Annotated in this window: 25 protein-coding genes; 14 read left to right on the top strand and 11 right to left on the bottom strand. The window is 63.0% G+C overall.

Annotation, left to right across the window (positions count from 1 at the left end):
• Window positions 1–181: 181 nt before the first annotated feature.
• Window positions 182–1,288 carry a 3-deoxy-7-phosphoheptulonate synthase gene (locus tag KF840_07320; GenBank protein ID MBX3024703.1) on the top strand — a complete coding sequence of 369 codons (1,107 nt, stop codon included), beginning with the start codon at window positions 182–184 and terminating at the stop codon, window positions 1,286–1,288.
• A gap of 57 nt (window positions 1,289–1,345) precedes the next feature.
• The gene (locus KF840_07315; GenBank protein ID MBX3024702.1) at window positions 1,346–1,813 is read left to right on the top strand and encodes a hypothetical protein; all 468 of its coding nucleotides are present in this window, start codon (window positions 1,346–1,348) and stop codon (window positions 1,811–1,813) included.
• A 20-nt stretch (window positions 1,814–1,833) separates the two neighbouring features.
• On the opposite strand, the gene KF840_07310 is transcribed toward KF840_07315, so the two are convergent.
• Window positions 1,834–2,550 carry a DUF4336 domain-containing protein gene (locus tag KF840_07310; GenBank protein ID MBX3024701.1) on the bottom strand — a complete coding sequence of 239 codons (717 nt, stop codon included), beginning with the start codon at window positions 2,548–2,550 and terminating at the stop codon, window positions 1,834–1,836.
• 18 nt (window positions 2,551–2,568) lie between these two features.
• Here KF840_07310 and KF840_07305 point away from each other — a divergent pair, with 18 nt between their 5' ends.
• The 3 genes from KF840_07305 to KF840_07295 all read left to right on the top strand — a co-directional run bounded on the left by KF840_07305 (window position 2,569) and on the right by KF840_07295 (window position 4,475).
• Window positions 2,569–3,264, top strand: a complete 696-nt coding sequence (locus KF840_07305; GenBank protein MBX3024700.1) for a glutathione S-transferase N-terminal domain-containing protein — start codon at window positions 2,569–2,571, stop codon at window positions 3,262–3,264.
• A gap of 55 nt (window positions 3,265–3,319) precedes the next feature.
• On the top strand, window positions 3,320–4,042 hold the full coding sequence (locus KF840_07300; GenBank protein ID MBX3024699.1) for a tyrosine-protein phosphatase: 723 nt from the start codon (window positions 3,320–3,322) through the stop codon (window positions 4,040–4,042).
• A gap of 85 nt (window positions 4,043–4,127) precedes the next feature.
• Window positions 4,128–4,475, top strand: a complete 348-nt coding sequence (locus KF840_07295) for an AAA family ATPase (protein ID MBX3024698.1) — start codon at window positions 4,128–4,130, stop codon at window positions 4,473–4,475.
• Here the strand turns inward: KF840_07295 and KF840_07290 are convergent.
• The gene (locus KF840_07290; protein ID MBX3024697.1) at window positions 4,381–5,895 is read right to left on the bottom strand and encodes a recombinase family protein; all 1,515 of its coding nucleotides are present in this window, start codon (window positions 5,893–5,895) and stop codon (window positions 4,381–4,383) included. The two genes, KF840_07295 and KF840_07290, sit on opposite strands and share 95 nt — an antisense overlap.
• 128 nt (window positions 5,896–6,023) lie before the next feature.
• On the opposite strand from KF840_07290, the gene KF840_07285 reads away from it, so the two are divergent.
• Both KF840_07285 and KF840_07280 read left to right on the top strand, forming a co-directional pair.
• Window positions 6,024–6,905, top strand: a complete 882-nt coding sequence (locus tag KF840_07285; GenBank protein ID MBX3024696.1) for a MoxR family ATPase — start codon at window positions 6,024–6,026, stop codon at window positions 6,903–6,905.
• Between the two features lie 219 nt (window positions 6,906–7,124).
• Window positions 7,125–7,790 carry a YdcF family protein gene (locus KF840_07280; GenBank protein MBX3024695.1) on the top strand — a complete coding sequence of 222 codons (666 nt, stop codon included), beginning with the start codon at window positions 7,125–7,127 and terminating at the stop codon, window positions 7,788–7,790.
• A 1,286-nt stretch (window positions 7,791–9,076) separates the two neighbouring features.
• Here KF840_07280 and KF840_07275 read toward each other — a convergent pair.
• Window positions 9,077–9,631: a hypothetical protein gene (locus KF840_07275; protein MBX3024694.1), complete on the bottom strand. Its 555-nt coding sequence runs from the start codon at window positions 9,629–9,631 to the stop codon at window positions 9,077–9,079.
• The gene (locus tag KF840_07270) at window positions 9,628–9,951 is read right to left on the bottom strand and encodes a helix-turn-helix transcriptional regulator (GenBank protein ID MBX3024693.1); all 324 of its coding nucleotides are present in this window, start codon (window positions 9,949–9,951) and stop codon (window positions 9,628–9,630) included. The genes KF840_07275 and KF840_07270 overlap by 4 nt, the downstream gene beginning before the upstream one ends.
• A 281-nt stretch (window positions 9,952–10,232) precedes the next feature.
• Between KF840_07270 and KF840_07265 the strand changes: the two genes are divergently transcribed.
• Complete coding sequence (locus KF840_07265; GenBank protein MBX3024692.1) at window positions 10,233–11,240, top strand: hypothetical protein; 1,008 nt, start codon at window positions 10,233–10,235, stop codon at window positions 11,238–11,240.
• Between the two features lie 163 nt (window positions 11,241–11,403).
• Here the strand turns inward: KF840_07265 and KF840_07260 are convergent, their stop codons facing one another.
• Window positions 11,404–12,741, bottom strand: a complete 1,338-nt coding sequence (locus tag KF840_07260; protein ID MBX3024691.1) for a hypothetical protein — start codon at window positions 12,739–12,741, stop codon at window positions 11,404–11,406.
• On the bottom strand, window positions 12,725–13,687 hold the full coding sequence (locus tag KF840_07255; protein MBX3024690.1) for a toprim domain-containing protein: 963 nt from the start codon (window positions 13,685–13,687) through the stop codon (window positions 12,725–12,727). The genes KF840_07260 and KF840_07255 overlap by 17 nt, the downstream gene beginning before the upstream one ends.
• 106 nt (window positions 13,688–13,793) lie before the next feature.
• Between KF840_07255 and KF840_07250 the strand changes: the two genes are divergently transcribed.
• Window positions 13,794–13,967, top strand: a complete 174-nt coding sequence (locus KF840_07250) for a hypothetical protein (GenBank protein MBX3024689.1) — start codon at window positions 13,794–13,796, stop codon at window positions 13,965–13,967.
• A 53-nt stretch (window positions 13,968–14,020) separates the two neighbouring features.
• Entirely contained in the window at window positions 14,021–15,853 is a 1,833-nt protein-coding gene (locus KF840_07245; GenBank protein MBX3024688.1) for a recombinase family protein, read from the top strand.
• 209 nt (window positions 15,854–16,062) lie between these two features.
• Here the strand turns inward: KF840_07245 and KF840_07240 are convergent, their stop codons facing one another.
• Window positions 16,063–16,914, bottom strand: a complete 852-nt coding sequence (locus tag KF840_07240; protein ID MBX3024687.1) for a hypothetical protein — start codon at window positions 16,912–16,914, stop codon at window positions 16,063–16,065.
• A gap of 77 nt (window positions 16,915–16,991) precedes the next feature.
• Here KF840_07240 and KF840_07235 point away from each other — a divergent pair, with 77 nt between their 5' ends.
• Entirely contained in the window at window positions 16,992–18,569 is a 1,578-nt protein-coding gene (locus KF840_07235; GenBank protein ID MBX3024686.1) for a hypothetical protein, read from the top strand.
• Between the two features lie 92 nt (window positions 18,570–18,661).
• On the opposite strand, the gene KF840_07230 is transcribed toward KF840_07235, so the two are convergent.
• The 4 genes from KF840_07230 to KF840_07215 all read right to left on the bottom strand — a co-directional run bounded on the left by KF840_07230 (window position 18,662) and on the right by KF840_07215 (window position 22,843).
• On the bottom strand, window positions 18,662–18,994 hold the full coding sequence (locus KF840_07230) for an aspartyl protease (GenBank protein MBX3024685.1): 333 nt from the start codon (window positions 18,992–18,994) through the stop codon (window positions 18,662–18,664).
• A gap of 71 nt (window positions 18,995–19,065) precedes the next feature.
• Window positions 19,066–21,072, bottom strand: a complete 2,007-nt coding sequence (locus tag KF840_07225) for an ATP-binding protein (GenBank protein MBX3024684.1) — start codon at window positions 21,070–21,072, stop codon at window positions 19,066–19,068.
• Window positions 21,073–21,197: 125 nt separating this feature from the next.
• Window positions 21,198–22,004, bottom strand: coding sequence for a PD-(D/E)XK nuclease family protein (locus KF840_07220; protein ID MBX3024683.1), 807 nt, complete (start codon window positions 22,002–22,004; stop codon window positions 21,198–21,200).
• Window positions 22,001–22,843 (bottom strand): SWIM zinc finger family protein, encoded by an 843-nt coding sequence (locus KF840_07215; GenBank protein MBX3024682.1) that lies wholly within the window; start codon window positions 22,841–22,843, stop codon window positions 22,001–22,003. Before KF840_07215 ends, KF840_07220 begins: the two co-directional genes overlap by 4 nt.
• A gap of 153 nt (window positions 22,844–22,996) precedes the next feature.
• On the opposite strand from KF840_07215, the gene KF840_07210 reads away from it, so the two are divergent.
• The 3 genes from KF840_07210 (at window position 22,997) to radC (ending at window position 25,232) form a co-directional block, all read left to right on the top strand.
• The gene (locus KF840_07210; protein ID MBX3024681.1) at window positions 22,997–24,172 is read left to right on the top strand and encodes a type IV secretion system DNA-binding domain-containing protein; all 1,176 of its coding nucleotides are present in this window, start codon (window positions 22,997–22,999) and stop codon (window positions 24,170–24,172) included.
• A 77-nt stretch (window positions 24,173–24,249) separates the two neighbouring features.
• On the top strand, window positions 24,250–24,543 hold the full coding sequence (locus KF840_07205) for a DUF2958 domain-containing protein (protein MBX3024680.1): 294 nt from the start codon (window positions 24,250–24,252) through the stop codon (window positions 24,541–24,543).
• Between the two features lie 101 nt (window positions 24,544–24,644).
• Complete coding sequence (radC, locus tag KF840_07200; protein MBX3024679.1) at window positions 24,645–25,232, top strand: DNA repair protein RadC; 588 nt, start codon at window positions 24,645–24,647, stop codon at window positions 25,230–25,232.
• The last annotated feature ends 360 nt before the right edge of the window (window positions 25,233–25,592 follow it).

The raw sequence follows: 25,592 nt of genomic DNA, 5'->3' as shown, positions 1-25,592 counted from the left end.
ACAGCGAGTGGAGTCAACCGCCACCGACCCAGCCGCTTCCTGGATGCCGGGTGCACGCGCAGCCACGCGTCGTCAGATCCGGGGTTGCCGTCGCCGAAGGGCCGAGCGGGCCGCGCCCGCGCTGGTGCCTCGCGGCGTGCCTGGCTTGGCCGCGCCGCGCCCGGTCCGCTAAGAGCGGCGCATGATCATCGTCATGAAATCGGACATCCGGCCGGATTCGCCGGAGGTCCAGCAGGTCATCAAGCTGGCCGAGCGCTACCCGGGGATCCACGCCGAGGTGCGGCAGATCGAGGGCGCGACCCGGTCGCTGATCGAGATCTATCTCCTCGGGCCGACGACCCAGGTGCCGCAGGAGCCGTTCGACGAGTTCCCGGCGGTCGAGAAGACGATCCGCATCCGCGAGCGCTACCGGTCGATCGGCCGCCACGATGGCGCCGAGGCGTTCGGCTTCGAGTACAACGGCGTCCGCTTCAGCCAGGACACCTTCCACGTCTTCCCCGGCCTGTGCGCGGTCGATACGCGCGAGAACGTCGCAGCGATGTTCAGGGCGCTGCAGGCGGCGGGCATCCAGACGACGCGCGCCGGTGCCTACAAGCCGCGCACCAGCCCCTACGACTTCCAGGGCCACGGCAAGCAGTGCCTGCCCTACCTCTTCGAGCTCGCCGGCAAGTACGACCAGAAGGTGATCGCGATGGAGATCACCCACGAGTCGCAGCTCGACGAGATCCGCGAGGCGTTGCGCGCCTGCGGCAACGCCACCGGCGTGATGATCCAGATCGGCACCCGCAATGCGCAGAACTTCGAGCTGCTGAAGGTCGCGGGGTCGCAGCAGGACTTCCCCGTGCTGTTCAAGCGCGGCATGGGCATCACCCTCGACGAGTCGCTGAACGCCTGCGAGTACATCGCCTCGGGCGGCAACAACCGCATCATCATCTGCCTGCGCGGCATGAAGACCAACTTCGGCGACCCGCACCGCAACTTCGTCGACTTCGCGCACGTGCCGGTGGTGCGGCGACTGACCCGCCTGCCGGTGTGCATCGACCCGTCGCACTCGGTGGGCAAGAAGGTCGCGGCGCCGGACGGGCTGCTCGACATCCACCACGTCACCGCCCAGGGCATCGTCGCCGGCGCCAACATGGTGCTGGTCGACTTCCATCCGCGCCCCGAGGAGGCGCTGTGCGACGGCCCGCAGGCGCTGCTGCTGCCCGAGCTCGACCACTTCCTGCGCGACTGCGCCCTGGTGCGGCAGTGCTACCTGGATCGGATCGCTCTCAAGAAGTCGGTGTGATTCCTTCACCACGGAGACGTCTGTCTGCCTCCGTGCCTCCATGGTGACGGACTCCGCATGAGTCTTCCCGTTCCCCGCCGCGAGCTCGATCCGCTCGCCCCGATGCCGGTGCTCTTCGACGCGCTGATCGAGGAGGACGAGCACGGCTGCGTGTTCGAGAAGACGCTCACCCTCGACGATCCGGGCGTGCGCGAGCAGCGGACGACCCCGAAGTGGCCGCATCACCTGCCGGGCGAGCTGGTGATCGGGCTGACCGGCCAGGCGGCCTGCGTGTTCCTGCGCCGGCGCGGGCTGATCGACGCCGGCTGGCGCGGCCACGGGGTGCGCATCAGCGAGGCGCGCTACTCGGCGCCGGTGCTGCTCGGCGAGCGCTTCTTCACCCGGCTGACGGTGCTGCGTCGGCGCCGCATCGGCGGCAGCCTGCACCTGCGCCTGGCGTACCGGATGTGGAAGCTCGACGGCGGCGGCGCCGAGGTCGAGACCTACCGCAGCCAGCAGGACGCCATCTTCTTCCCGGGTTCGTGAGGCGGGGCGACCGCCCGCGCTCACGAGAGCCAGGCGAACGCCGACTGCATGGCGGCGTGGCCGCCGCTGTCGAGCACGTCGCCGTGGGTGACGACGATGCGGTCGAAGTCCCACTGCAGGAGGCGCTCGAGCGACGAGCGGGCGGCGTCGCGGTCGCGCACCCCGAGACGGATGATGCGGTGCGGGCCGAAGCCGCGTGCCTTGACGAGCCAGAGGAACACGCGGGCGCGGCCGGCGAGCGGCCGGGTGACGTTGAAGGCGAGGTCGGTGAGCAGCAGGGTGCGGGTCGGCGGGTGGAAGAACACCACCTCGTTCATGATCGGGGCGCCGCGGAACACGTGCTGCTCGAGCTGTCCCGCCCACTGCGGCGGCGGCTCGTCGTCGAGCACGGCGCCGAAGGGCACGTCGCGGCGCTTCTTCTCCAGGCCGGGCGCCGCGTACAGCGTCGCCTGCGGATAGGCGGTCCGGTAGTCGCCGACGAAGAAGTGGTGCACGAGGCTCGGCGCCACCACGGCACGCACCGGGCCGAGCGCATCGAGGGCCCTCCTCGTCGCCGCGTCCAGCGCCACCGGCGAGTGCAGGAACAGACTGCCGTCGCGCAGGCGGATGACCGTCATGCGAGTGCCGATGTCGCCGACGATCAGCGGCAGCGGCCGGGTGGCGACCCAGAGATCGGGCGCCAGCGCGGTCAACGCCTCCATGCCGCCGTCATCCATCATCTTTCGCCCCTCGTCCATCTTGGATACGGTCAGCGCATGTTGCGCGCGCTCGACGTCGCCTCCTCGCTCGCCGCCTCGGCCGCCCGGCTGGGCGGCGGCCTGTCCGTCGGCCGGCTCGGCAAACGCCCGGCCCGACTCCTCGAGCTCTACGAGTTCGAAGCCTGCCCATACTGCCGCAAGGTGCGCGAGGCGCTCTCGGCGCTCGACCTCGAGGCGATGGTCTATCCGTGCCCGAAGGGCGGCCCGCGCTTCCGCCAGCGGGTCGCCGAGCGCGGCGGCAAGGCGCAGTTCCCCTTCCTCGTCGACCCCAACACCAGGCGCGAGCTCTACGAATCGGACGACATCGTCACCTACCTGTTCGCCGAGTACGGCGACGGCGAGGTGCCGCTGCCGCTCCGCCTCGGGCCGCTCACCGATCTGTCGTCGTTCGCCGCCAGCGCCGTCCGCCCGGGCATCGGCGGCCGCTACGAGCCGGCGCGGCAGCCGAAGCGGCCGCTCGAGCTGTGGAGTTTCGAGGCCTCGCCCTTCTGCCGGCTGGTGCGCGAGCGCCTGAGCGCCCTCGAGCTGCCCTATCATCTGCACAACGTCGCCAAGGGCAGCCCCAGCCGCGAGGCGTTCGTGAAGCGCTCCGGCACGATGATGGTGCCCTACCTGGCGGACCCGAACACCGGCCGCGAGATGTTCGAATCCGCGGACATCGTCGCCTACCTGAATCGGACCTACGCCAAATGAGGAGACCGCCGTCGACCATCCGCCGTCGGCGGATCGCCGCGCGCCGCCCGCCCGCATGAACCGCACCATCGATCTCGAAGGCTGTCTCAACTTCCGCGACCTCGGCGGCTATCCGACCGCCGACGGGCGCGCCGTCCGCTGGCGACAGGTGTTCCGCAGCGATGCCCTGCACCACCTGACCCGGCAGGACGTCGCGCACCTGCGCGAGGAGATCCGGCTCGGCACCGTCATCGACCTGCGCTCGACCGCCGAGCTGCGCTCCGAGGGGCGCGGACCGCTGGCGCACGAGGCGGTCGCCTTCCACCACCTGCCGCTGTTCGACGGCCAATCGGTGAAGAGCGCGCCCTCGGAGATGACCCTCACCGATCGCTACTTCCTCCTGGCGCAGTTCGCGCAGGAGCCGATCGGCCGGGTGGTGACGGCGCTCGCTGCCAGCGATGCGCCGGCGGTGTACCACTGCGCGGCGGGCAAGGATCGCACCGGCGTGGTCTCCGCCGTGCTGCTCGGCCTGCTCGGCGTGCCCGATGCGGTCATCGTCGCCGACTACGCCGCCACCAAGGAGAATCTCGACGCCATCGTCGAGCGCCTGATGGCGACCAAGGGCTACTACGAGATGCTCAGCGCGCTGCCGCCCGACACCATGCACGCCGAGCCGGAGACCATGGCGGGTCTGCTGACCCGGCTGCGCGAGGCGTACGGGTCGATGCGGGACTACGCCCGCGCCGCCGGCGTCAGCGACGAAGCGCTCGACGGCCTGCGGGCGCGGCTGTTGGAGTGACTCGGCGCGGCGCCACCGTCGCCGTGGCGCCCCCCGGCCGACGGGCCCTTGAACCCCACCCCCCGGGGACGCTAGGCCACCCCCAATGAGCACCGACAACGGGTTTCTCCGCTTTCAGGGCACGGCCGGCTACATCGCGTCGCAGCCGCTGGTCGACGCGGTCAACTGCGCCATCGCCCTCGAGCGGCCGCTGCTGCTGAAGGGCGAACCCGGCACCGGCAAGACCGTGCTGGCGCGCCACGTCGCCGACGGCCTGTCGATGCCGATGCTGTCGTGGCACATCAAGTCGACCTCCAAGGCGGCCGACGGCCTGTACGTCTACGACACCGTGCAGCGCCTCAACGACAGAGGTTTCGGGCCTTTGTTGCCAGTTCTTCGGAGGGAGACGGGAGGTAGGCGAGGTCGATGTGGACTTCGTCCTCCCCGATCGTGATCCGATCCGTGATTGCCTCGACAATCCGGCGCTTTTCGTCGCGCTCCAGCTCCGGCCAGCGGCTGTAGAGATCGCGAGCTTCCGAGAGCACCTCGTCGCTCGATAGCCGCTGGATCTTCAGGAAATCGAGCTCGCCCTGGACCTCGGGGATGCGGTCGTCGAGCTGCTTGAGCCGCTCTTCGAGCGGTCCATACTCCCGTCCGAAACCATCCTTCGAGAGCTGGCCGTCGAGGAAGAGCCGCATGACCTGGCCCATGCGTCGCCTGAGGTCCGCGACGTCCTGGTCCAGGACCTTGAGTTCCCGTTCCCGCTCGGCGATACCCTCGTCGGCGCTGCTTAGGAAAGCGGCAATATCGTCTGGCGAGAAGACGAAGTTCCGAAGCTGCTCCTGGAAGACGGCTTCCAGGTCGTCCACGGGGATCTTGTTGCGGCACTTCTGGCAGACGTACTTCGGCGTGTTCGACGGCACGTACATCTTCTGGCCGCAGGCACAGAAGGTGGTGCCGGCGAAGAGCTGGACAGGCCGTCTGGCTGGCCGGCGGGCAGTCTTCTCCCGCTCAGTGAGAAGGGAGGCGCAGCGCTCCCAGAGCTCCTCGGAGATGACCGGTTCGACCTCGGCCAGCACCCAATCTGATTCCGGCTTCAGGATGACACCGCTTTCGCCACGCGCCGTGGTGTAGTTCAGGCGGTGCACTCCCTTGGCGGTCGGGTCGCCGAGGAGCCGCTTCACCGTCGTCTTCCCGAAGAGCTTGCCGGAACGGGTACGGTGGCCGGCATCGTTCAGGAGTCGGGCGACGGTTCCTACTCGGCGATGCTCCACGAAAAGCTCACACATGAGCTTGCGGACCGGTGCCTCGTGCGGATCGGGCACGAGCTGGTGACCCTGCCACTGGTAGCCGAACGGTGCAGCGCCGCCGAGCGACTTGCCGAGTTTCGCGCGCACAGGGACCGAAGCCGCGACACGGGAAGCGATTTCCTCGCGCTCCCACTGCGCCATTGCCGCGATCATCGTGTAGAAGAGCCGACCCGCGGGCGTTGACGTGTCGATGGCCTCTTCGAGGCTCACGAGGTCGGCGTCGTGCTCTCGGAAGAAGTCGGCGAAATCGAGTAGGTCTCGGGTGCTTCTCGCGAGCCTGGCGAGCTTGCTGAAGACAAGCGCCGAGATCTTGCCGTGGCGGACATCGTCCATCATCCGCTGGCACTCGGCGTGGCTCCGCACGTCTTTTCCACTCACGCCGTCCAGGCGGTAGACCGCATGCACTGACCACCCCTTCGACTCGGCGTAGTAGCGGGCGCGCGTCTCGTGGTGCTCCGGGCTTTCGCCACGGACCTGATCCTCAGTGGACACACGGACCCAGATACCGACTGCCGTGCTCGTTGCCGCTCGGGTATGCGCGGTCTCGGTAGTTGCAACTGCCATGGAGCGCTCCTTGGGGGCAGCGGAGTATCGCGCAGGCGCTCCAACTGCGGCAAGCGTGATCAGCTGGATGGCAGCCCTCGCGCCGGCGGCTTGCAGCTAGTCAAGCGGGCGGGTTAGGTGAGCCGTCTATGAGCAACGAGAACGGATTCCTGCGCTTCCAAGGAACGCCTGGCTACATCGCTTCTGCTCCCCTCGTCGACGCCGTGAACTGCGCGATCGCCCTTGAACGTCCGCTCCTCATCAAGGGCGAGCCCGGCACAGGGAAGACGGTGCTCGCGAGGCACGTGGCCGAAGGCCTCGGGATGCCGCTCCTCCAGTGGCACATCAAGTCGACCTCGAAGGCGACGGACGGTCTCTACGTGTACGATACCGTCCAGCGGTTGAACGATTCCCGCTTCGGAGGCGGGGAGGTTGCGGACATCCGGCACTACATCAAGCTCGGGCCTCTGGGGCGCACCTTCTCCGCGGCGGACCGGCACGTGCTCCTCATCGACGAGATTGACAAGGCAGATCTGGAGTTTCCGAACGATCTCCTCCGTGAGCTCGACGAAATGCGGTTCACAATCGTCGAGACCAGTGAGGAGGTGGTCGCCAGAAACCGACCAGTCGTGCTCATCACCTCGAACAACGAGAAGGAGCTGCCGGACGCCTTCCTGCGCCGCTGCATCTTCTACTACATCGACTTTCCAGATCCGTCGCTGATGCGGCAGATCATCGAAGTCCACCACCCGCATCTCGACGCCAAGCTGCTCGACCAGGTGCTGATCAAGTTCTACTGGCTGCGCGAGCAGAACGATCTGCGCAAAAAGCCATCGACCTCCGAGCTGATCGATTGGATCAGCGCCTTGCTCCGCTCTGGCATGAGCATTGAGAAGGTTGAGGCGCACATCCCGTTCGTCGGCGCGCTCCTCAAGACCGAGCAGGACGTCGATGCGCTCAGCCGGTACGACGAGAAGAGCGGCCGCTATCCGACGAAGTGGGCGGACTTGGGGCCGCGGTACAATCAGTAACTCCATATAGGAAGCGGTGTAGATTCAAACGCATGACTATGCGCTGCACCTGGGCCACGGTTAAAGAGGACCTCCCTGACGTTTCCGTACGACACAGAATCACCAGGACTCCGGTACCCTCTTCGCCTCCAATTTGCACCGTCAATATGAAAGATGGCGGCTCTAATCCCCGCGGCGCGCGTTTACCGCGACTCCCACTTCGCCTAGACTAATAGTTGTATGACCACACGAGCGATCTCGCATCAACTCGAAGACGATGCGCAATTTTTAGCTTTGGTCAGTCCTGTTTGGGACTACCTAGCTCTGAACGAACAGCCACAGCCGAGCGATGTAATCTTCGTGTTTGGCGGTCTCGATTTGGCGGTACCGACAAGGGCGGCAGAACTCTATTCGCTGCACTATGCGCCAATCGTACTTGTAACGGGAAATGCCGGTGCCCTCACCAAAGAAGTATTCTCGAAGCCGGAAGCCATCGTCTTTCGCGACCGAATGGTTGAACTGGGAGTTCCTTCCGGCTCTGTCATTCTCGAACTCACGGCAACGAACACCTATCAAAACGTTTCTCTTGGCATGCGCACATTGCGCCAAGCCGGTCGTATTCCAACCACTGCCCTCCTGGTTGCCAAATCCTTCCTAATGCGCCGCTGCTATGCGACATTTCTGAGACAATACCCCGAGGTCCAAACAAGAAGCTGTCCGCCACAGGGGTCGCTTTTGCACTTTTGCGACCGCCCCCGGCATGAATTCGCAGAGCGCCTTGTCGCAGAGCTGGAACGCCTCGACAGCTATTCTGTCAAGGGCGATATAGCTGCGTTGTGCATACCTGCTTCTGTAAGGGCCGCTGCATCAACGATAAGACAGGTTCTTACGGCTCTTGATCAGTAAAACGATTTCGTAGCGCAGGATCGACGCGTGCTCTTTCACGTACGTCGCGCTCTCCTCACAGCAACCTTCCTTCTGCTTGCCTTTCTCACGACCACCATAATCACAGGGCGGCTCCGCATCTTCGATCCGCCCCCTTCGCAACCGGAGATTCTTACGATTGCGTTATATCTGCTAAGCACTCTAGTGCAGAGCTTAGCTGCGATCATGGGAATTACGATTGCAGTTGTATTCATAACCGCCCAACTCGCTGTCCGGCCAAACTATTCACGAACTATAACGCAGGTCTATCGTAACCCGACTGTATTGCTTGTCTTACTGTGTTTCATCTCGGGAATTAGCCTCGGTGTGTATCTATTGAGCACCCTGCACTATTTTATTGCGGCTCAAGACTACCGCTACCTTGATTGTGAGATTGTTCTCGCAATCAGCTCCATCTTGCTTCTTGTCCCCTTGACCCTCGAGCAAATTGAGAACCTTGACCCATACCTCCTTGCTGCCAGATTAGCCCGACGCATAACAACGAAGGGCATCCGTCGTTACGGGTTGGCCGATGTAACACCTGAAGTCGGTTCCCCTCAGACGGTCGCGTACCGCCTAATCCTTTGGGGCCACCAGCATGGCGAGCAGGACCCGCTCGGCGCTATCCACGAGATCATTATGGGTGCCGTTGGTGCCCGCGATCGTGTGCAACTGATCTCTCTAGTTCGGCTGCTGCTGAAACGAATTGCCGGACAGGCAGGTGTCCCCTTCGGAAGGACACCTTCGCGTCTTACTCGTGGCCACCGATTTTCATGGGAAGTTGCCCGGGGACAAATCGCTTTAATACTCGGTCGAGAGAGGTGCATTCCCGATCAGGTGACGGTCGCGTTGCATATCCTTCATTATGTTGTAAGACGGACGGCAAACCTCCGCCGCGAGTGGGGGGACTTGGATGCTGTTCGTCAGGAGTTTCTGTGGACGCTTTGTGACCTCATTGCGGCTCTCAACATGCGTTCAGGAACGCAGCAAGTTATAGAGTTGTGCTTGTATGCGGTTATGCATATTTGCCTGAGCTATGGCAACGTGAGGCGGTACGGAAGACGGGAGCCGTTGGTAGAGTGCTATCGTCTTGTCTCCGATCTCACCGAATCAGCAAAGCCGAGACAAGCGGAACTCTGTCTGCAGATCGTCGCGTTATTGTCAGTGAGGACGCATCAACTCCCCGGAGAACCCCGGTTGCGCGGTGAGCGGATGCTAGCGCCTTCCGCCCTCGCAACTTATCAGGCCGCGCGGACCCTAGCCCTCGATCAGCCCGAATGGGTTCCCGGTAACGCGGACCGTGATCCATGGCGGTACCGTGTGGAGACGTACCGGGAATCGGCATAAGGGCTTAGAGCGAGCGCATCGAAGATGGCCATGCGCTCGTCCTCGCTCCTCCACGGCTTCCGCGGAGGCGGAAGGAACGTCGCCAACTCGGGAAAACGCTCGGCGAGAATGCGTGCGACAGCGTCCTTGTTCGTGGCGCCGAGCGCCGCGAACCGTGCACGTACGACGGCGGCCGGCAGCAGACGGGTACAGATCTCCAGCTTGGCTGCGGCAATGGCGACGCCACGAAGCAAACGGCGCACGCGCTGACTGCGCCGGCAATCGCGGTGACTGGTGTCCTCGATGACCAACACGTCGGGGGCGAGCCGGCGAATGAGATCGCCAACCCGCTTAATCGCAGCTGTGCCTTCACCGCTGCGCCACTGGGAAAGGCCCCAGTCGACCAGACGATCAGGCCCTTCGAGTACCACGTATCCGAACCCGCGATGGGTCGGATCGATCGCGAGGATGCGCCGCCTGCTGTGTCGGCGTCTCATCGGATCGGTTCATAGGTAACCTCCTTGGTGGACCGGTCGAGGATGGCGCCGACCGCGGCAAGCGGCCGATGGTGAGCCTGGCGTCTCAGAAGTCGCCGGCGGAGGCGAAGCGCCCGCTTCCTGACTTCGTGCTCGATGTCTTCACGAACGCCGGCAAAGAGATCGACGATGGGAACGCCGAGAATGACCTCGAACGCCATTGCCGTTTCCAACGCTGGACGGCGGGCGAAGCGTTCGTAGCGGGAGACCTTTCCGCTCGACTGCACGCCGAGCAGGTACGCCATGTCCGCCTGCGTGAGCCCCGCCCGCCGGCGGTGCATCCGGAGGTAGTTGGGAAGACTTGATGGTTTTTTCAAAGAGCGATGGGGATTGGTTTGTGTGAGACCTTTTCTTCATCGTACCGCTGCACGCGCGGCCGTCACGACGGAGAAAGTTGCCGAGAGTGGCAAGTCAGCTTCATCGGTCGCGATCGTGCCTACCACCACGGAGTCGCGCTCGATAAGGGAAATCCCGTAAGGGAATTTCCCACCTTGCCGACGGGCGCCAAGGAACGGCATCAATCCAGTGAAACTTACAGCTGGGTCCGACCCGATCGTCAGCGATGGACAACACGGCGCCTACAACAACTGATTCCCGAACGCGCGTCATCGTCCGCGAACGCACCAAGGGATGGGCGGGCCTCACTGCTCGCGCGGCGTTTGTCATTCTCGTCGGCGGCACGGCGGGCCTTGCTGGATACGTTCTCGCGAACAAACTCTTCGGCGTTGTTGCCGGTCAGGCCGGCAACCTCCTCCCCAACCTCCCGGCAGGCCTCTCGGCAGCAGCGATCTCGGTCGCCGCCATCGCGCTCAACCTGGAGCGACTCGTGAAATTCGCGATCGAGAGCGCCGCATTTGTTCTGAGGAGTACCGCGATCTGGAGTTTCCTCGACGATGCGACAAGCCTGGCCTATGCCACATTCGCCCTCACCCTCGGACTCGCCATCTATCAACACCCACCCATCGAGATCCCGGACCTTCCTACCACCGCACCAGTCATTTACCTGGAGACTCAGCCCGAACAGATTCGTGCATCGCTCGCCCCGCTCGTCTTCTTTGGAAAGGCGGGTTGGGACAATGGGGCATTCTTCCAGGGCGTGAGCCTAACCGACAAACAGCGCGAAGGAATCAAGGCGTTCCTGACCGAGATCCACCGGTGCGCAGGCGGGCCTGATCAGCCGATCGAGATCGGCCTTCGGGGATTCGCCAGCAGCGTTCCCTACTACGACCGGCGAGGACGGCAGCGAGATAACTCCGAGGAATTGAACCGCCAGGCAGCGAACCTTCGCGCCCGAGCGGCCTACACCGACCTGCTTGCCGCAAAGCAAGGTCTCCAATTTGGATCCGAACTCGTCATCACTGAGCCCGCGGAATGGAGAAGCTACGACGAGATGGCCAGACAACGGGACTCGTTGCAATTGCAGCCGGACTCCGTCAGGGCGGAGGCGAGTTGGCCGCACCGCGCAGTCATGATCGAACTAGTCAAGATGGGACGGTGTCGACAGCTCGAAACGCCATCGATCGACCTCGGGAGCACGGTTGCTCGGGTGGTGGTCGGTCCAAATCAGTAGCGGCGACACCGAGGTTTGGCGGACAAGTCCGGGGGACGTTGGGGGACATAGGGTGACGTAGCGACGGATCAGCCGCGGGGGCGCACGATCGTTCGGGAGGGAGAGAAAGGCGCCGCAATGACGGCGCCTGCCGACCACATCGCCCCGGCAAAGTCCCCCAACGTCACCCAAAGTCCCCCAGAGGGTCAGGAATCTGTTCAGGTGGCGGATCGGACCCGAGTCCGTAGCGCTCGGTGAGCCGCGCGATCTGCGGAAACGCCTCGCGCGGGATAACATAGGCCCCGTGCCGACGCTCGGTCGGCAGTCGCAACTTCCGCCGCAGGACGCCGCCGATCCACCGGGCGGTGACCTTGCGCTCGTACTCATCGCCGAAGCGCTCGGCGAAACGGGCAGTGATGTCTTTCACCGCCAGGTGAGGTTCGTCGGCTGCAAGCAGCGTTTCCCGGACAACTTCCAGCACCTGAGCCTCCGTCGTCAGTCCGCGATCGGCGACCATCTCCAGCTGGTACTGCCGCGCCAGCTCCTTCAGGTCGCCACGGACATCGGCATCTTCGACCACGCTCATGAGCGGAACAAAGATCTGATTGAGGCGCGGCTCGATGGAGCGATCGATGAGTTGGTCGGCGGGACCGCACCTCGCCAGGTTCCGGAAACGGAAGAGGAGCAGCTTGTTGCGAAGCGCGAGCGCTTCATCTGCGACACCGCGCGACAAGCTTATCGGCACGTCGACGCGCAGCTCGCGCTGTCCCATTTCCTCACTGAGGCACCGGCTCTCCAGAGCGCGGTCCTCGAAGAAGCCGCGCGTGGCGACAAGTTTCGGCCCGAAGACGTGGTATGCGCGCGGATCGTACTCGCCCTTGCCGGCGAGCTCACTCCGCAAGACGGGAAAGCCTCGCCCGTTGCCATTGTTCAGGATCTTCACCACCTCGGCGCGTTCGTCCGAGACCCGGAAGTCGCTCTCGTCGATGACGAGCGTGCCGCGGAAGGTGTCGAGAAGCCGGAAGAGCGGTGAGACCGTCGAGGCGCCGCTCGCGAAGATCGGCTTGTAGCAGAGGGAGCCGATGACGAGGAGAAAACGGGTCTTGCCGCTCCCGTAGTCACCGCGGACCCGGAGGTACGGCAGCTCATTGAAAGCATCGTAAACCCACGTGAAGAGCACGTAGTAGGCGGCGATCTGCTCGAAGAGCGGCGAGAGGTCGATGTAGCGGTGGATGTACGCCTGCACCTCGGCGACGAGCTCGGCCACGCTCCCATACTCCGCCGGTTCCGACGGGAAGACCACGACGCTGTTGGTGATCAGGTTATTCCGCGGCGAATAGGGAACGAGGCGAGCGCCGTCGCGCTCTACGTATGGCACTTCGGTCCAGCCGTCATCGCGCCAAACGACGAACGCCGTCCGCCGCTCCTCGGGCCGGTAGACCATCTCGACGAGAGAACCGTCATCGAAGGTCGTCGAGACGCACGGGATCCCGCGCGCCGTCTTCTCAGGCTGCTCGGCCATGGCGTTGGTGAGATTCGAGCGCTTCGAGCGCCTGGTAGAAGGTGAGGTGCGCCGCCTCCATGAGGAACCTGATTGCATCGCCGTGTATGCGGCAGCCGAAGCAGTGGAAGGTGCCGGTGGCCGGGTAGACGGTGAAGGACGGCGTGTCGTCCTGGTGGAACGGGCAGTGCCCGCGAAGCACACCGTGGCCGATGCGGAGGGTCACGTAGGGCTCGATCACCTCGACGATGGAGAGCGATGATTTGAGACGCGCGACGCGCCGCGCCAGCGGAGAGTCGGGTTCGTGAGCTCGGGGCGACCGATCACGTGGCGGACGCGAACTCTTCTGCGCCGGCACGGCCGTCTTGAGGAGATCCACGAAGTCGTCGTTCGAGCGTCCGAGGCGGACGAGGAAGTCGGTGATGTCACCGGCGGGGCCAACGTCGTCGGTCAAGCGGACGATCTTCGCGTACGGAATCAATTCCGCAACCCGCTGAGCACCGTCACGGCCCGGTTCGTCGTTGTCGAAGCAGATGTAGACCTCCCGGATCTCGGCAAACTCCTTCGCCCACTCCTTGCGGAAGACGCCGCAGCCGCCGGTCGAGGTCACAGCCGGAAAGCCACGGGATTCCAAAACCAGCCGGTCGAACTCCCCCTCGCAGATCACGAGCGGGCTCGTCTTCGCGAGTACTCGTTCCCAGCCGTAGAGCTCCACTGAGCCACCGGCGTTCACGAGCATTTTCGGAGCGTCGCTCGCATCCGCCGGGTCCTTGGCGAGCTTGAAGAAGGAGACGATTCCGTCGCGGTTCGTGATCGGGATCGTGATCCGTCGCCCGTTCCAGCCGAGGCGGTATCGGGAGATGATGCCATCAGGGATGCCCCGACCGTTCAGATACTCACGGATGCGGTCGGGCAGCGCTTCATGGAAGCCGACGGCCACTGCAGCCAAATCGTCGATGTGTGTCATGGGCTCAGCGTACGGCAGTAGCGAGCGAGGCAAAGACGGAGCGGCATGTACCTGGCGGCACATTCCGCCGTCTTCCCCGCTCACTGCGGACGGGTACGCTGTTCCGATGAACCTGAGCCGAGAAGCGGTCCGCGAATATCGGGAGATCTACGCCCGCGAGTTCGGACGGGAAATCTCCGAAAGCGAGGCAACCGAGCACGCCGGGCGCCTGGTGCGGTTGGTGGCGCTCCTCCTGCACGATGCGGTCGACCTAGTCGATGATCCACAGGTCGAACTTTGACAACGATTCGACTGCGCTCTTACCATGAGGAGGCAAGAACCATTTCCGATGACATGCCACGATTCTTCATTTACTGCCGCAAATCGACCGAGGCGGAAGACCGCCAAGTGCTCTCAATCGAATCGCAACAGGCGGAACTTGCCCGCCTTGCTTCCTCTCGGTCGCTCGACATTGTCGAGGTCCTGACTGAGGCGCGCTCGGCCAAAGAACCTGGCCGACCGGTTTTCAACGTGATGATGCAGCGAATCTATCGCGGCGAGGCGCATGGCGTCATCTGCTGGAAGCTGGACCGCCTGGCGAGGAACCCCATCGACGGCGGTGCCGTCATCTGGTCGATGAAGCAGCACGGGGTAGAGATCTTGACGCCGACCCAAAGCTTCCGCCAGGCCGATGACAACACCATCCTTATGTACATCGAGTTCGGCATGGCGCAGAAGTATATCGAGGATCTGAGCCGCAACGTGAAGCGCGGCCTGCGAGCTAAGCTCGAAAAGGGATGGTACCCGTCAGTGGCCCCGCTCGGCTACCTGAACTGGCGCTCTCCCGAGAACGGCGAGACTTGCATTGTCACCGATCCGGTCCGCCTTCCACTTGTGAAGCGCATCTGGGAAGCGGCGCTCAGTGGCCGCTACACGCCGCCCCAGATTTGGAAGCTCGCCAACAACGAATGGGGTTTCCGCACGCGACGCATGCGCCGCCTCGGCAATCGGCCTCTCTCTCGAAGCACCGTCTACCGCATTCTGACGAATCCCTTTTACTACGGTTGGTTCGAGTACCCGCAAGGGAGCGGAGCCTGGTGGCTGGGACGCCATACGCCAATCATCTCGGAGGACGAGTTCCGAATCGTGCAGGCCCGCCTGGGTCGGAAAGGTAACCCGCGAGCCCGCAAGCGCCAGTTCCCCTTCGCCGGCCTCTTGAAGTGCGGAACCTGCGGCGCGGCGGTTACCGCCGAGGAAAAGGAACAGCTCATCTGCGCGCAATGCCGGACGAAGTTCTCTCTACGTGGCAAGGAGAGCTGTCCCTCCTGCGCAGCGCGCATCGAACAGATGCCGCACGCGAAGCGCCTCATCTACACCTACTACCACTGCACGCGGCGGAAGACTCCCCGATGCGCCGAACGGAGTCTCACCGAAGATCAGATCGCGGAGCAGATCGCCGCCTTTCTTGGGCGGATCACCATTCCCGAATCCCTCAAGGAGTATGCGATCCGCAGGGCTCCCGAACTCTGCGCGGAGCTCGCCGCGATCACGGTCGCCGCTTCCGAGTCGCGCCGGCAGGCCCTCGGCGAGACCACGACACGGCTGCAGCAACTTCTCGCGTTGAAAACGTCGCCAGCCAATGTCGACGGCAGCCTGCTAAGCGACGAGGAGTACGCGGTTCAGCGCTCCGCTCTCGTGAAACGGAAGGAACGCCTTCAAGCAGCCATGCTGCGCGACAATCGGATTGCGGACGCGCGTCACCGCGCCCTCGCAACCTTCACCCTGGCTCAAGGACTGCAGAACCGCTTCGAGAGAAGCGCTCCACCAGAGAAGAAGGCTCTCGTGCTCGAAGTCGGTTCGAACCTGAGGCTCCAAGCGAAAACGGTCAGGATTGACGCGCGTGAGCCCTTCTCCTTCTTCGATGGATCTCAGGTTGCGGACGACGACCCTGGCGGCCCTCTCGAACCTACGGATTCTCGCGCTACGACTGGACGAGATCACGCGAGCGCGCTCGCTCGTCCCACTGGGCGGGGATTACGGGACGACGTTCGAACCTGGGATCGCATCATCCGGAAGGTGTGCGTGTGGCACTACTGGGACCTGAACAGAGAGGTGTTCCCAGATGTATCGAGCGTAGAGCGGTTCTTCCGAAGGAAAAGACGGAGGAAGTTGTCGAGGGCGGCATAGAGGGTCGTCATACCCACGGCGACGTAGCCCATCGCGCTAGTGGCGCCACAGGGACGTGGATTCGGAGGCAGAATCACCGCGACTTGCAGCTTAGTCTCGGACACCTCGCTTCAGGACGAAGAAGCCTCCGTTGAAGGTCCGCATATCTCGAACTACGTAATCCGATCGCAACAGAACCTTCCTCCTGTCTCAAACGCGATTGAGCATAACTACAGCCCGGTGAGCACTTGGCGGTAGGGAACTCCCCCCGCATGACACCGAAGAAATCCGCGGGAGGGATCAACGACGCCTTGACAGAACGCCACCCCGGCGAGCACCGGGTCATCGAAGACGACGAAGCGGGTGGGATCGTCGGGACAAGGCTGCACGGCAATCTGCCAAAGGCCACCGCCACTGACGCCGCCGAACTTCTTCGGAGGATCCTCAACTCCAGGGTACCGGACATCGATCTCGATGTATTCGTACCCATCACGTTCGAACCAGCGGCTGTGCGGTGGAACAAGACCCCCATAGTAGGTGCACAGGTTCTCCACGGTGACCTCGCTGAATCCGAGTTCCGGTTCGGCCTGACGTTCCTCTTCCTTCGCCGCACCGCAGATGGCGAAGATCCCATCAGCGCGCAGCGAAGCTTCGAGGCGTTCAGCAGTTCGATAGCTGAGACGATAGAACGATTTACGCGCTTCGATATCCTGGACCGACGCCTTGTTGCCAAGGCGGATCACCGCCAGGTCGGGACCCCGACATGGATCGGCGGGGTCGATCGGAAGGGCAATATCCGACACCCCGAGATAGCGCATCTCAAGCTCGAAACGATGGGCGTACTCGACGAGCGACAAGCCGAGCTTCTGACCACTGCTTGCCGAAAAGTCGAAGCGCCTGGCGGAGTCCAACGGGTTGTGCGGCACGTGGTGCGCGGTGAGGATGCCGAATTGATCATCCCACGAGATGAAGGTCCCCGACCCTGCCAACGCGCCGTCGAGGAAGAGTGGTGAGGTGTGGTTGCGGATGAAGCGCAGCGCGGCGTCGAGCGCCGCGTCCTCCACGTTCTCGATTCGCGGCACGACCGACTCCACCTCCCTTCTCGCCACTCGAAACCTGCTACACCATTTCGCTCAAGATTGTCCGGGAGGCAACGCCGTTGAGCCGTCTTTCTCTTATCACCGTTCTTGGTTTTCTGGTCGCGTGCGGGTTCAGCGTCACAGGGACAGCGCTGGAGTCCGCGTCTGATATCGATCTCTTCGCGCAAACACCCGGCGTCGTCTACGCCCTGTGGCCATGCACGGTCGACGGAGAACTCGTGGAGATTGGTGGCGACATCGAGCGCCTCGATGTGTTCGGTCTGGACCGGCCGGCTGTCTTTGGCGACCGCACCACTTACGACCGCTGGTTTGCCATGGCGCCAAGCTTCCCGTTTGATTTCAAAGAAAACGGCCGGCGACTCCTGGGGGAACGGCTACGGTCCAGCGATCTGGTTGTGCCGGAGTCGGTTCACGATTCGGAAGACAGTTGGGGGCCGTCGGTGAGTTTCTCACTGAAGGACCAACCTGACCTTGAACTCCGTCGCTACCCGCTCTTCGTCCTCGTGATCACCGATCGCCACAGGAATGCGTTTCACGATCGGGAGGACTATCAGCAGGAGACGAAGCGCCTTCTCGGGGTTGTGTCGGCCAATTTTCTCGCAGACTCTCCGCTGGCGATCCTGCTGAAGACGTTACGCGAGCCGTATGCGAGCATGAAGATTCCTCTCCTGCTCGCAACGCATATCGATGACCCCACGAAGTTCGAGTACTTGATGCACGAGTACGACGGCGCGGACATGACACAGTACTGGACGGCGAGCGATCTGGTCTCGATGGGCGTCCTCCCGCACGTCGATCACGCCTACTTTATGTTCAACGGCCAGACGTTCATTGCACATCCCGAGCTATCGGAGCTCGTCCGCGCAGTCGTTGCCAACAAGCCCCCGATTCTGCCCGACCCCCAGCGGTCGGTGTGGATGCTCCAGAATCCACTGAGTCGCGAGATAGAGCGCGTGGCCCGGTTCATTCTCTTCCTCCACGTCGTCGTCCCGCACTATCAGGCCGCCGCGCGCGCGTATTCGTGTGACGCGTTCGATGCCGACCTGCGCGCCCTGCGATCGGCTGAGTCGGGGGACGCGATTGCGGCTCTTGAGACCAACCTCGAAGAAAGGCTGGTGGAAGGAGAGAACTTGGAGGCAGCCGTTCGCATTTTTCGCGAGAAGACCAGTGACATGATGAAGGTCTTGGACGACGTGCCGGTCTTCGAGAAGAAGGGACGTGGTGCCGATGACTTCGTGGCGGCGACCGAAGGATTCCGCGAGCGTCACGGTGCGCACCTCTTGGAATCCGGTCTGTGGACGCAGTTCGTCAAGCTGGCCCTACGATACAATTTGGGTCCCAACGTCCCTTACGATACGAGCCGCGTTCTCCGCGCGGATCTCACGGAGCTGGACAATCAGTCGGCGAGACTGGAGAGGTGCCTGCAATTGGCGAAGGACCGGGTGGAACGGCGGCTCAGCCTGAAGACATCCCTGTACTCGCTGCAGGTCAGCATCAACCAGCTTTGGTGGAGCGTTCTCGCCGCTATCGTTTTCGGTTCCCTCGCGGCGATCTTTCAGGGAGACCTGCGGCGGCTTGCGGGAGATCTCCTCACATGGGTGCGGCAACGCGCAGGCAACTGGAGAAGAAATTGGTGACACTGAGCTTGGCCAGTGCCCGGACCGACGTTCCGGATAGGATTCGCTCGCAAAGAAAAAGCCGCGACACGGGGTCGCGGCGTGGTGCTCCGTCAGGCGAGGAGCATGCGCATCGGTTCAAACGTGCGCTTGAACGGATGAAGGACGAGGCCGAGTTCTTCGAGCGTCACGGTCCCGAGGAGCGCCTCGCCGCCCGGTTCGCCCAGGATGACCGGCGTGTGGCCGTCGCCTGGGGAAGCGCGATGTGATATTCGGAGCGGAGTGCCGTCGGCCAGACTGAAGGTGACGGTCCGTTTCGGGGTGAGATCGAGGGCCTTCCGAACATTGTGCGCAACGCGCGTGTAGACGGCGCCGCTGTCCACGAGAAACCGCAGGACGCCCTGGTTGCCCGTCGGGCCGGTGAGCGTCCCTTCCGTATAGGTCATCCCATCGGGTTCTCTTCGAGGGACTCCGATCAGTAAAGAGGCGGAAGTCGGAGGCCGTCAAGGAACGATCATCACGATGGAAGCCCGGCCTTTTGAAAGAGCATTCGGTTTCTCAGTCGGGCGTTGGCGAGCAACATATCGTAGTCGACAATCTCAACCCACGCCCGTCTGCTCTCGCTGTATCCAGAAAGCAATCGCTGGTCGATGCCAGGGCGGATGCCCAGCTCGCGAACCGCCTGCACCAGCTTCTGGTTTACGGTGGCGACAATATGGCAGAAGAACCGGATCGCGTCGTCGAGGTGTATTGGACGCTGGTCACGATCGAGCACCGTGCCGGTTCGGAGCAGGTCGATGTACTCATATACCTGCCACACCGGATTGTCCTTCTCGGTGTAATCGCTTCGCTCGGGCCGTTTGAACTCCACGATAGTCACAGAATGGAACGGTCGTTCACCTTCAGCGAATACTGCCGGCTCGTCAAACGTAATATAGATATCTGGCTTTTTCTTGCTAGCTACTTCGACATCACCGAATGAAGACATCGGCAAGTCGGATGCCAGAAATCGATGGTAGCTCAGCCGCTCATCGAGGAGCCATAGGTTCTGCCGGAGGTGTTCCGGGTCGTCGGAGGTGGCGAAGCGCGGACAGATGATCTGGTGAACCCGATCCTCATAGACGAACTTCCCATCTGGTTGACGACGAAGAGCCTGGTCGAGCAGGTCAAGGATCGCGTGCCGATGACGGACGTACTCGGCCAGGTCCTTTTCATTGATAGCCGTCAGCGTGTCGATCAACTGGGCGTAGTCGGCTTCGATTGTCGCGTCGGCCATCGCGCCGTCACGGCTCGTAATGGCCTTCACCTTCTGACTGGTGTCCTCCATGAGTTCGCGTGACACTTGGAAGAGAGCGGCTTCGAACTTCGGATCGGAGAGAGTGGGAGGAAGGCGGGCGAGGCGCTCCGCAGCATGGACGGTGAGGTAACGCCACTCCGGCACCGTTTGCTGAATGCGCTCGACGATGCCGTGGAGTTTGGTCTGACGCAGACTTTTCAACTCATCGGCCAAGAGTTCCGAAAGACGATTGGCCACCGCCTCCTCGATCTCCATCCAGGAAAGATCCTTGATCCCAAGGTTGCCGTCGATCGTCTTCTTGGGAATCGTAAACTCCGTTCGCTCGGCATTCACACGCTCGTCCAGATACCTGCTCGACACCAGGGCCACGGCAACGCAGGTCTCTGCTCCGCCGTCCATGAGCAGATTGCCGTCCAAGTCCTCAAGAAGAGCGTCCAGTTTTTCGGAAACCACTGGCCGGTTGTCCGCACAGTAGTGGATCGCGTGAGCCTTCCTGTCCCGGGAACGGAGGCGGATGAGCCGGACGGCGAACGTCTGGTCCTGAACGTCAAACTCGCCACCTTCGGATGAGGCGAGCATTTCGGCCAGCATCTGGTTCAATGAGAACGAGTCGCCATTCCACGTATCCCGCACCGTGAGCCGCGGGCACGAGGCGTCGAGAAGGTAGAGCAGGCAGTGCGCCAGCAGGTGGCGAGCGATTGTGTCTGCCTGCGCGGGTACGCTCATACCTTCGCGGAGTCCGATCAAGCGAACGGTCGTCGACCGCGGGCCGTCCGCCATCTCGGGGCGCTCGCCTCCCTGTACGGGATCGGATTGGAGAACAAACCGGAACTGGCGCCGGAGGAACGTCGATGCGCCGTTCATGAAGACGCTATCGACGGCAGCCTGCTCAAATGCCTTCAGCCACAGAAGGCGACCGACACCCTTCCCGCCCTTGGCCGCCTTCTGGTCGGTGTCGGTCGTGTTGAAGGAACGGAAGTGTTCGTCGGTAAAGCCGATGCCGTCGTCGCGGATCGTGAATCCGGTGATGTCGGGAGGCGGCGAGTTTGGCATGAGCGACGCCTGCGCTCCGCGGTCGATCATCACGTCAATCGTTGCATTGGACGGGTTCCCTGCCTCCTCGGTGGCATGCAGAGAATTCACCACCGCTTCGAAGAGCGGCGCGAGCGCCTTGGTCTTCGGAAGATAGGTGTTCCTCTGGATTCTCCAGACAAAGTTCTCGTCCATCGGCGTTCCGGAATACCACGACGGACCGATCCTTCTCCAGGAGCGAGGGACTGTGAGCTGGCGACCCTGCCCTGTATCCCACAAAAAAGAGCCAGGCGGCGTTTCGCCAACTGGCTCGTGGTGTTTCACGGGCGAGGAGCAACCTGGACCAGGGTCTCCTCGACCTTCGCCTGGTCGCCCAGACAGAGCGGCAGGAAATCGCAGTAGCTGCACCAGCGACCGGGTCGCTTGTAGAAGAAGCCGGCGCTGATCGCTTGGGCGATGATTTCCACCTTCTCCACGTATTCGAGGACCTGGTCGGGCTGGCGCTCCGAGACGAGCCAGTCGATCCGCGGCTCCTTGGTCTTCACGAACACGCAGAGCGCGCTCTGCTCGGCCTCGGGCTCAGCAAGCTGGTAGGCGGTTAGCTGATCCGATAGTGTGGCTTCGTGCTCCTGGTAGCCTGAGGCCGCGGTCTTGAAGTCGATTACGGTTCGCTTCTGGTTCAGGCGAGCGGTGAGGTCGATCACACCGACGAAGGGCAGACAGAGACTCGTGACCATGAGGCGGAACGGCTTCTCGCTCGCAGTCACGTCCTGGAGCTTGGGCAGTTCCTCGTCGACAAACCTCTGGAGGCAAGTACGTCCGATGTCCTTCAGCTTGGCCCATGATTCGCGCACGCCGTAGACGAGATCGGCGCTCTCCACTTCCGTCCAGAGCTTGGTGAAAGCATCCACCGGGTCCTCACCATTCTGGAAGAGGCCGGCAAGCGCCTGGTGGACCACCTGCCCGAAGACCAAGCTCGCATCCGGAATGCGGCGGCGAAGTCCCTTCACGTAGTAGAGTCGGTACTGCTCCGGGCAGTGCAGGTACTTCGCGACCCGCGAGTGCGAGAGATAGGGCAGTGCCTCGGCGCGCCTCGAAGGGACAACGTCATCAGTGGCCAGCGTCATTGGCGACGCTCCTCTGCCGGATGCACCTCGACGATGTTCAGATAGCGGCCGTCATCGGTAGGCTTGGCCACGACGCGGCAGCCAACATTGAGGCTCACGCCCTCGGCGATGTTTCTCACGAGGGCGGCGTGTCCGGCAGCGACGAGGGCGTCGCCGAGCTGCTTGCGGTTGCCGAAGATGCGGGTGGTCTCGCCGTCAACATCGACGGTGATGAAGAGTCGCCGGCCCCACTTGCCGGGCATGCCGCCGATCGCGAGGAGACGCGCCGGGACCGGATCGTTGCGCGAGCCGTTCCGATGCGTTCCGTTCCCAGGTTGAGAGCCGTTCGTTGGCTCCATCGGCGACTTCACGAACTCGCTGATGATGGCCGCTTGGAGCTGGAGCATGCGCCGGGCCGTCGTTTGAATCGTTCCTGATGGGACGTCGTCGACCGGACACGAGAACTCGACCGACAAAGAGTCGATCCGTCCGTCGGGGCTGGCACTCCGCTTCAAGAGCATCTGGGCGGCGCCCCCTGGCGGACGCGTGCCGTTGCCGTTCTGCGGACTTCCTTCGTCCTGGATCGCAGCCCGCTCGCGCGCAGCATGCGGATCGTGATCGGCACCGCTGCCGCCGAAGAAGCGGTCGTGGACAGCCAGAATGTGCCGGCATCGCCAGCCGGGTTCTCGGCGGTGCAGCCCGAACTCTGGACAGTTGCACTGCAGCTCCTCTGGCACGCCCGAGACGAGGTAGATCTTCCTCGGCTCTGCCGGAGCATGGACGCGGAAACCATCAGCGGTCCCCGCGATTACGAGCGCGGCGTTATGGGCGCGCTCATCCCGTGCTTCGTCATGGATCATCTCCATTTCCTCCTCTGGGTTGTGGAATCCGTCCGTTCAAAGGACTGTCTTCCACGGTAAGCGAGGGAGGAACGGGGCAAAGACGGAGCGAGTTGCCGCGCACGACAAAGGGCTCCGTCTTTCTGGCACCAGCGACGCCGGCGACGATGAGGGATGATTCCGCACGACCGCCTCACCTTCATCGGCCGCACCGACTTCCGCGACTCGAATCAGCTCTTTGGCATCAAGACCGCCGACCGGCGGTTCCATATGTATGTGATCGGGCAGACCGGCACCGGGAAGTCGTCCCTGCTTGAAACACTCATCCGTCAGGACGCCGCGCACGGCCAAGGCTTGGCGGTTCTCGATCCACACGGCGATCTCGTCGAGCGGATCGTACGCCATTTGCCCGCACATCGACGTGGCGATCTCGTTTACCTCGATGCGCCCGATCCTACGCAGCCCTACGGCGTTAACCCGTTGGCTGGCGTGCCGATCGTCAAGCGACCCCTTGCCGCCTCAGGACTCCTCGAAGTGATGAAAAAACTCTGGTCTGACTCGTGGGGCCCGCGCCTTGAGCACATCGTGCGGAATACCTTCCTGGCGCTCCTCGACCAACCCCACGCCACGATTGCCGATGCTATGCGGTTGCTCTCAGACGACGACTACCGACGGCATGCGATGACCGCAGTGCGCAGCCAGCCGGTCCGAGCCTTCTGGCTCAAGGAGTACGAGAAGTACCCGGCAAAGTTCCGGCTCGAAGCGATCGCTCCGATCCAGAACAAAGTCGGCGCCTTTCTCGCCAATCCGCTCCTCCACCGCATTCTCACCAGGGCCGAGCGGATGCTCGATCTCCGGCGGATCATGGATGACGGGAAGATCCTGCTCGTCAATCTCGCCAAGGGAAGAATCGGCGAGGATACGGCGACGCTCCTCGGCGCGCTCATCGTGACGAGCTTGGGAGTTGCGGCCATGAGCCGGAGCGATGTTGCCGAAGACGACCGCCGCGACTTCTTCGTCTACTTGGACGAATTCCACGCGTTCACCACGTTGAGCCTCGCCGGCATGCTATCGGAACTCAGGAAGTACGGCGTTGGCCTCGTGCTCGCGCACCAGTACCTGGCGCAGCTTGATCCGCTGGTCAGGGAAGCGATCCTCGGCAACGCCGGAACCATCATGAGCTTCCGCGTCGGGCCGGAGGATGCCGACCTGCTCGCCCAGGAGTTCGGGCCGACCTTCTCGGCGCTCGACATGATCAACCTCCCGAACCGGCACATCTACCTGAAGCTCATGGTGGACGGCGTGCCGTCGCCACCGTTCTCCGCCAGAACCTTCCGCCTCCCGGACTGACATCTCTCGGGGAGCCCGCCACCAGCGGTTTCCCGGAGGGAACTCACTCCCTCGCGCACCGGAGACGGAGGTCCCACATGGAACTTCTTCCACCCGAGCTCGCGGCAACCGTGCCGCAGCTCTACAGCCAGGAGGAGTGCGGCGAAGAAGCGCCGGCCCTGGTTAAGTTCTTCACACCCTGGACGAGCTGGACTTGGTACGCCTCGGAGTACGATCCCAACGAGCGGCTGTTCTTCGGCGTCGTCGTCGGCCACGAACGCGAGCTGGGATACTTTTCGCTCGACGAGTTGGAAGCGATCCGCGGTCCCGGAGGTCTACGCGTCGAACGCGATCTCTACTGGACGCCGAAGTCATTGAAGGAGTGCCGCTGATGGACTCCGCAGAACCACCTCACGATGGCGACGTCGTCAGAGACAGCGAAGACACGGTGCACTCGCGGCGGCGAACGAGATCGCTCGGTGAGTGCTCAGCCATGAGCGATGCCGAGCTACTTGCAACGATCCTCGGAGATCCGGCCCGAGTAGGGTTCGAACGCCTGCTCGCCGAGTATGGTGATCTCCGCCGCCTAGCAGCTGCGCACCCGCTCGACTGGCGCGAAGCTGGCATGCGCAAACGTGCCGTGCTCAAGCTCGGCGCCCTATTTGAACTCGCCAAGCGTTACGGCGAAACCGAGTGGCTGGCGGGCCAACCCTTTAAGGGCGCGTACGATGTCTATGCTCACTACCGCGAGCGGCTTGCTGCGGAGCCGGTAGAGTTCTTCATCGCCGTGCTCCTTGACAACAAACACAGGAAGATCCGCGACACTGTCGTAGGTCAGGGATCACTAACCGCGTCGATCGTCCATCCGCGGGACGTCTACTCGCGCATCGTCCGCGACGCCGCGGCTGCGGTAATCTTCGTTCACAACCACCCGTCTGGAGATCCCACGCCAAGCCGGGAGGACCTCGACATCACCCGCCGGCTGCGTGAAGTCGGCGACCTCATCGGCGTGCACGTCCTTGACCATGTAGTGATCGGCAAAGGGCGCTACGTCTCCTTCGTCGACGACGGGTACTGGTGAAGTCCACGCCCAACCACTCTTGAGTTGGGCGTTTTCTATTTCCGATGAAAAGGATCCACGTCAAAGTATCCGAGCTTCCGCTTTCTCTGCCGACGCTAACCGCCGGCGCATGGTGTTTGTAACTAAACCCGTCAGCCGAGGGGCACGTTACCGAGGGAACGCCAGAGGTACCAACACGCTACAGATCGGAAGGGTCGCCAGGCTTCCGCCAAGGTGTGCAGGGCGATTTCAGTACCGTAGTGTACTCGAACAGCGCGCAGCAGGCCCGCGTCGCCCAGTGGCAGTACATCGGGCTTTCGTAACACCAATATCTGAAACATGTCTCTCGTCCACGGACCGATGCCCCTCACGCCGCTCAAT

This window comes from bacterium (assembly GCA_019637795.1).
Taxonomy (GTDB): domain Bacteria; phylum Desulfobacterota; class Binatia; order HRBIN30; family CADEER01; genus JAHBUY01.
The sequence above is the reverse complement of the archived record's forward strand: the minus strand, read 5'-3'. Positions and strand labels throughout refer to the sequence as shown.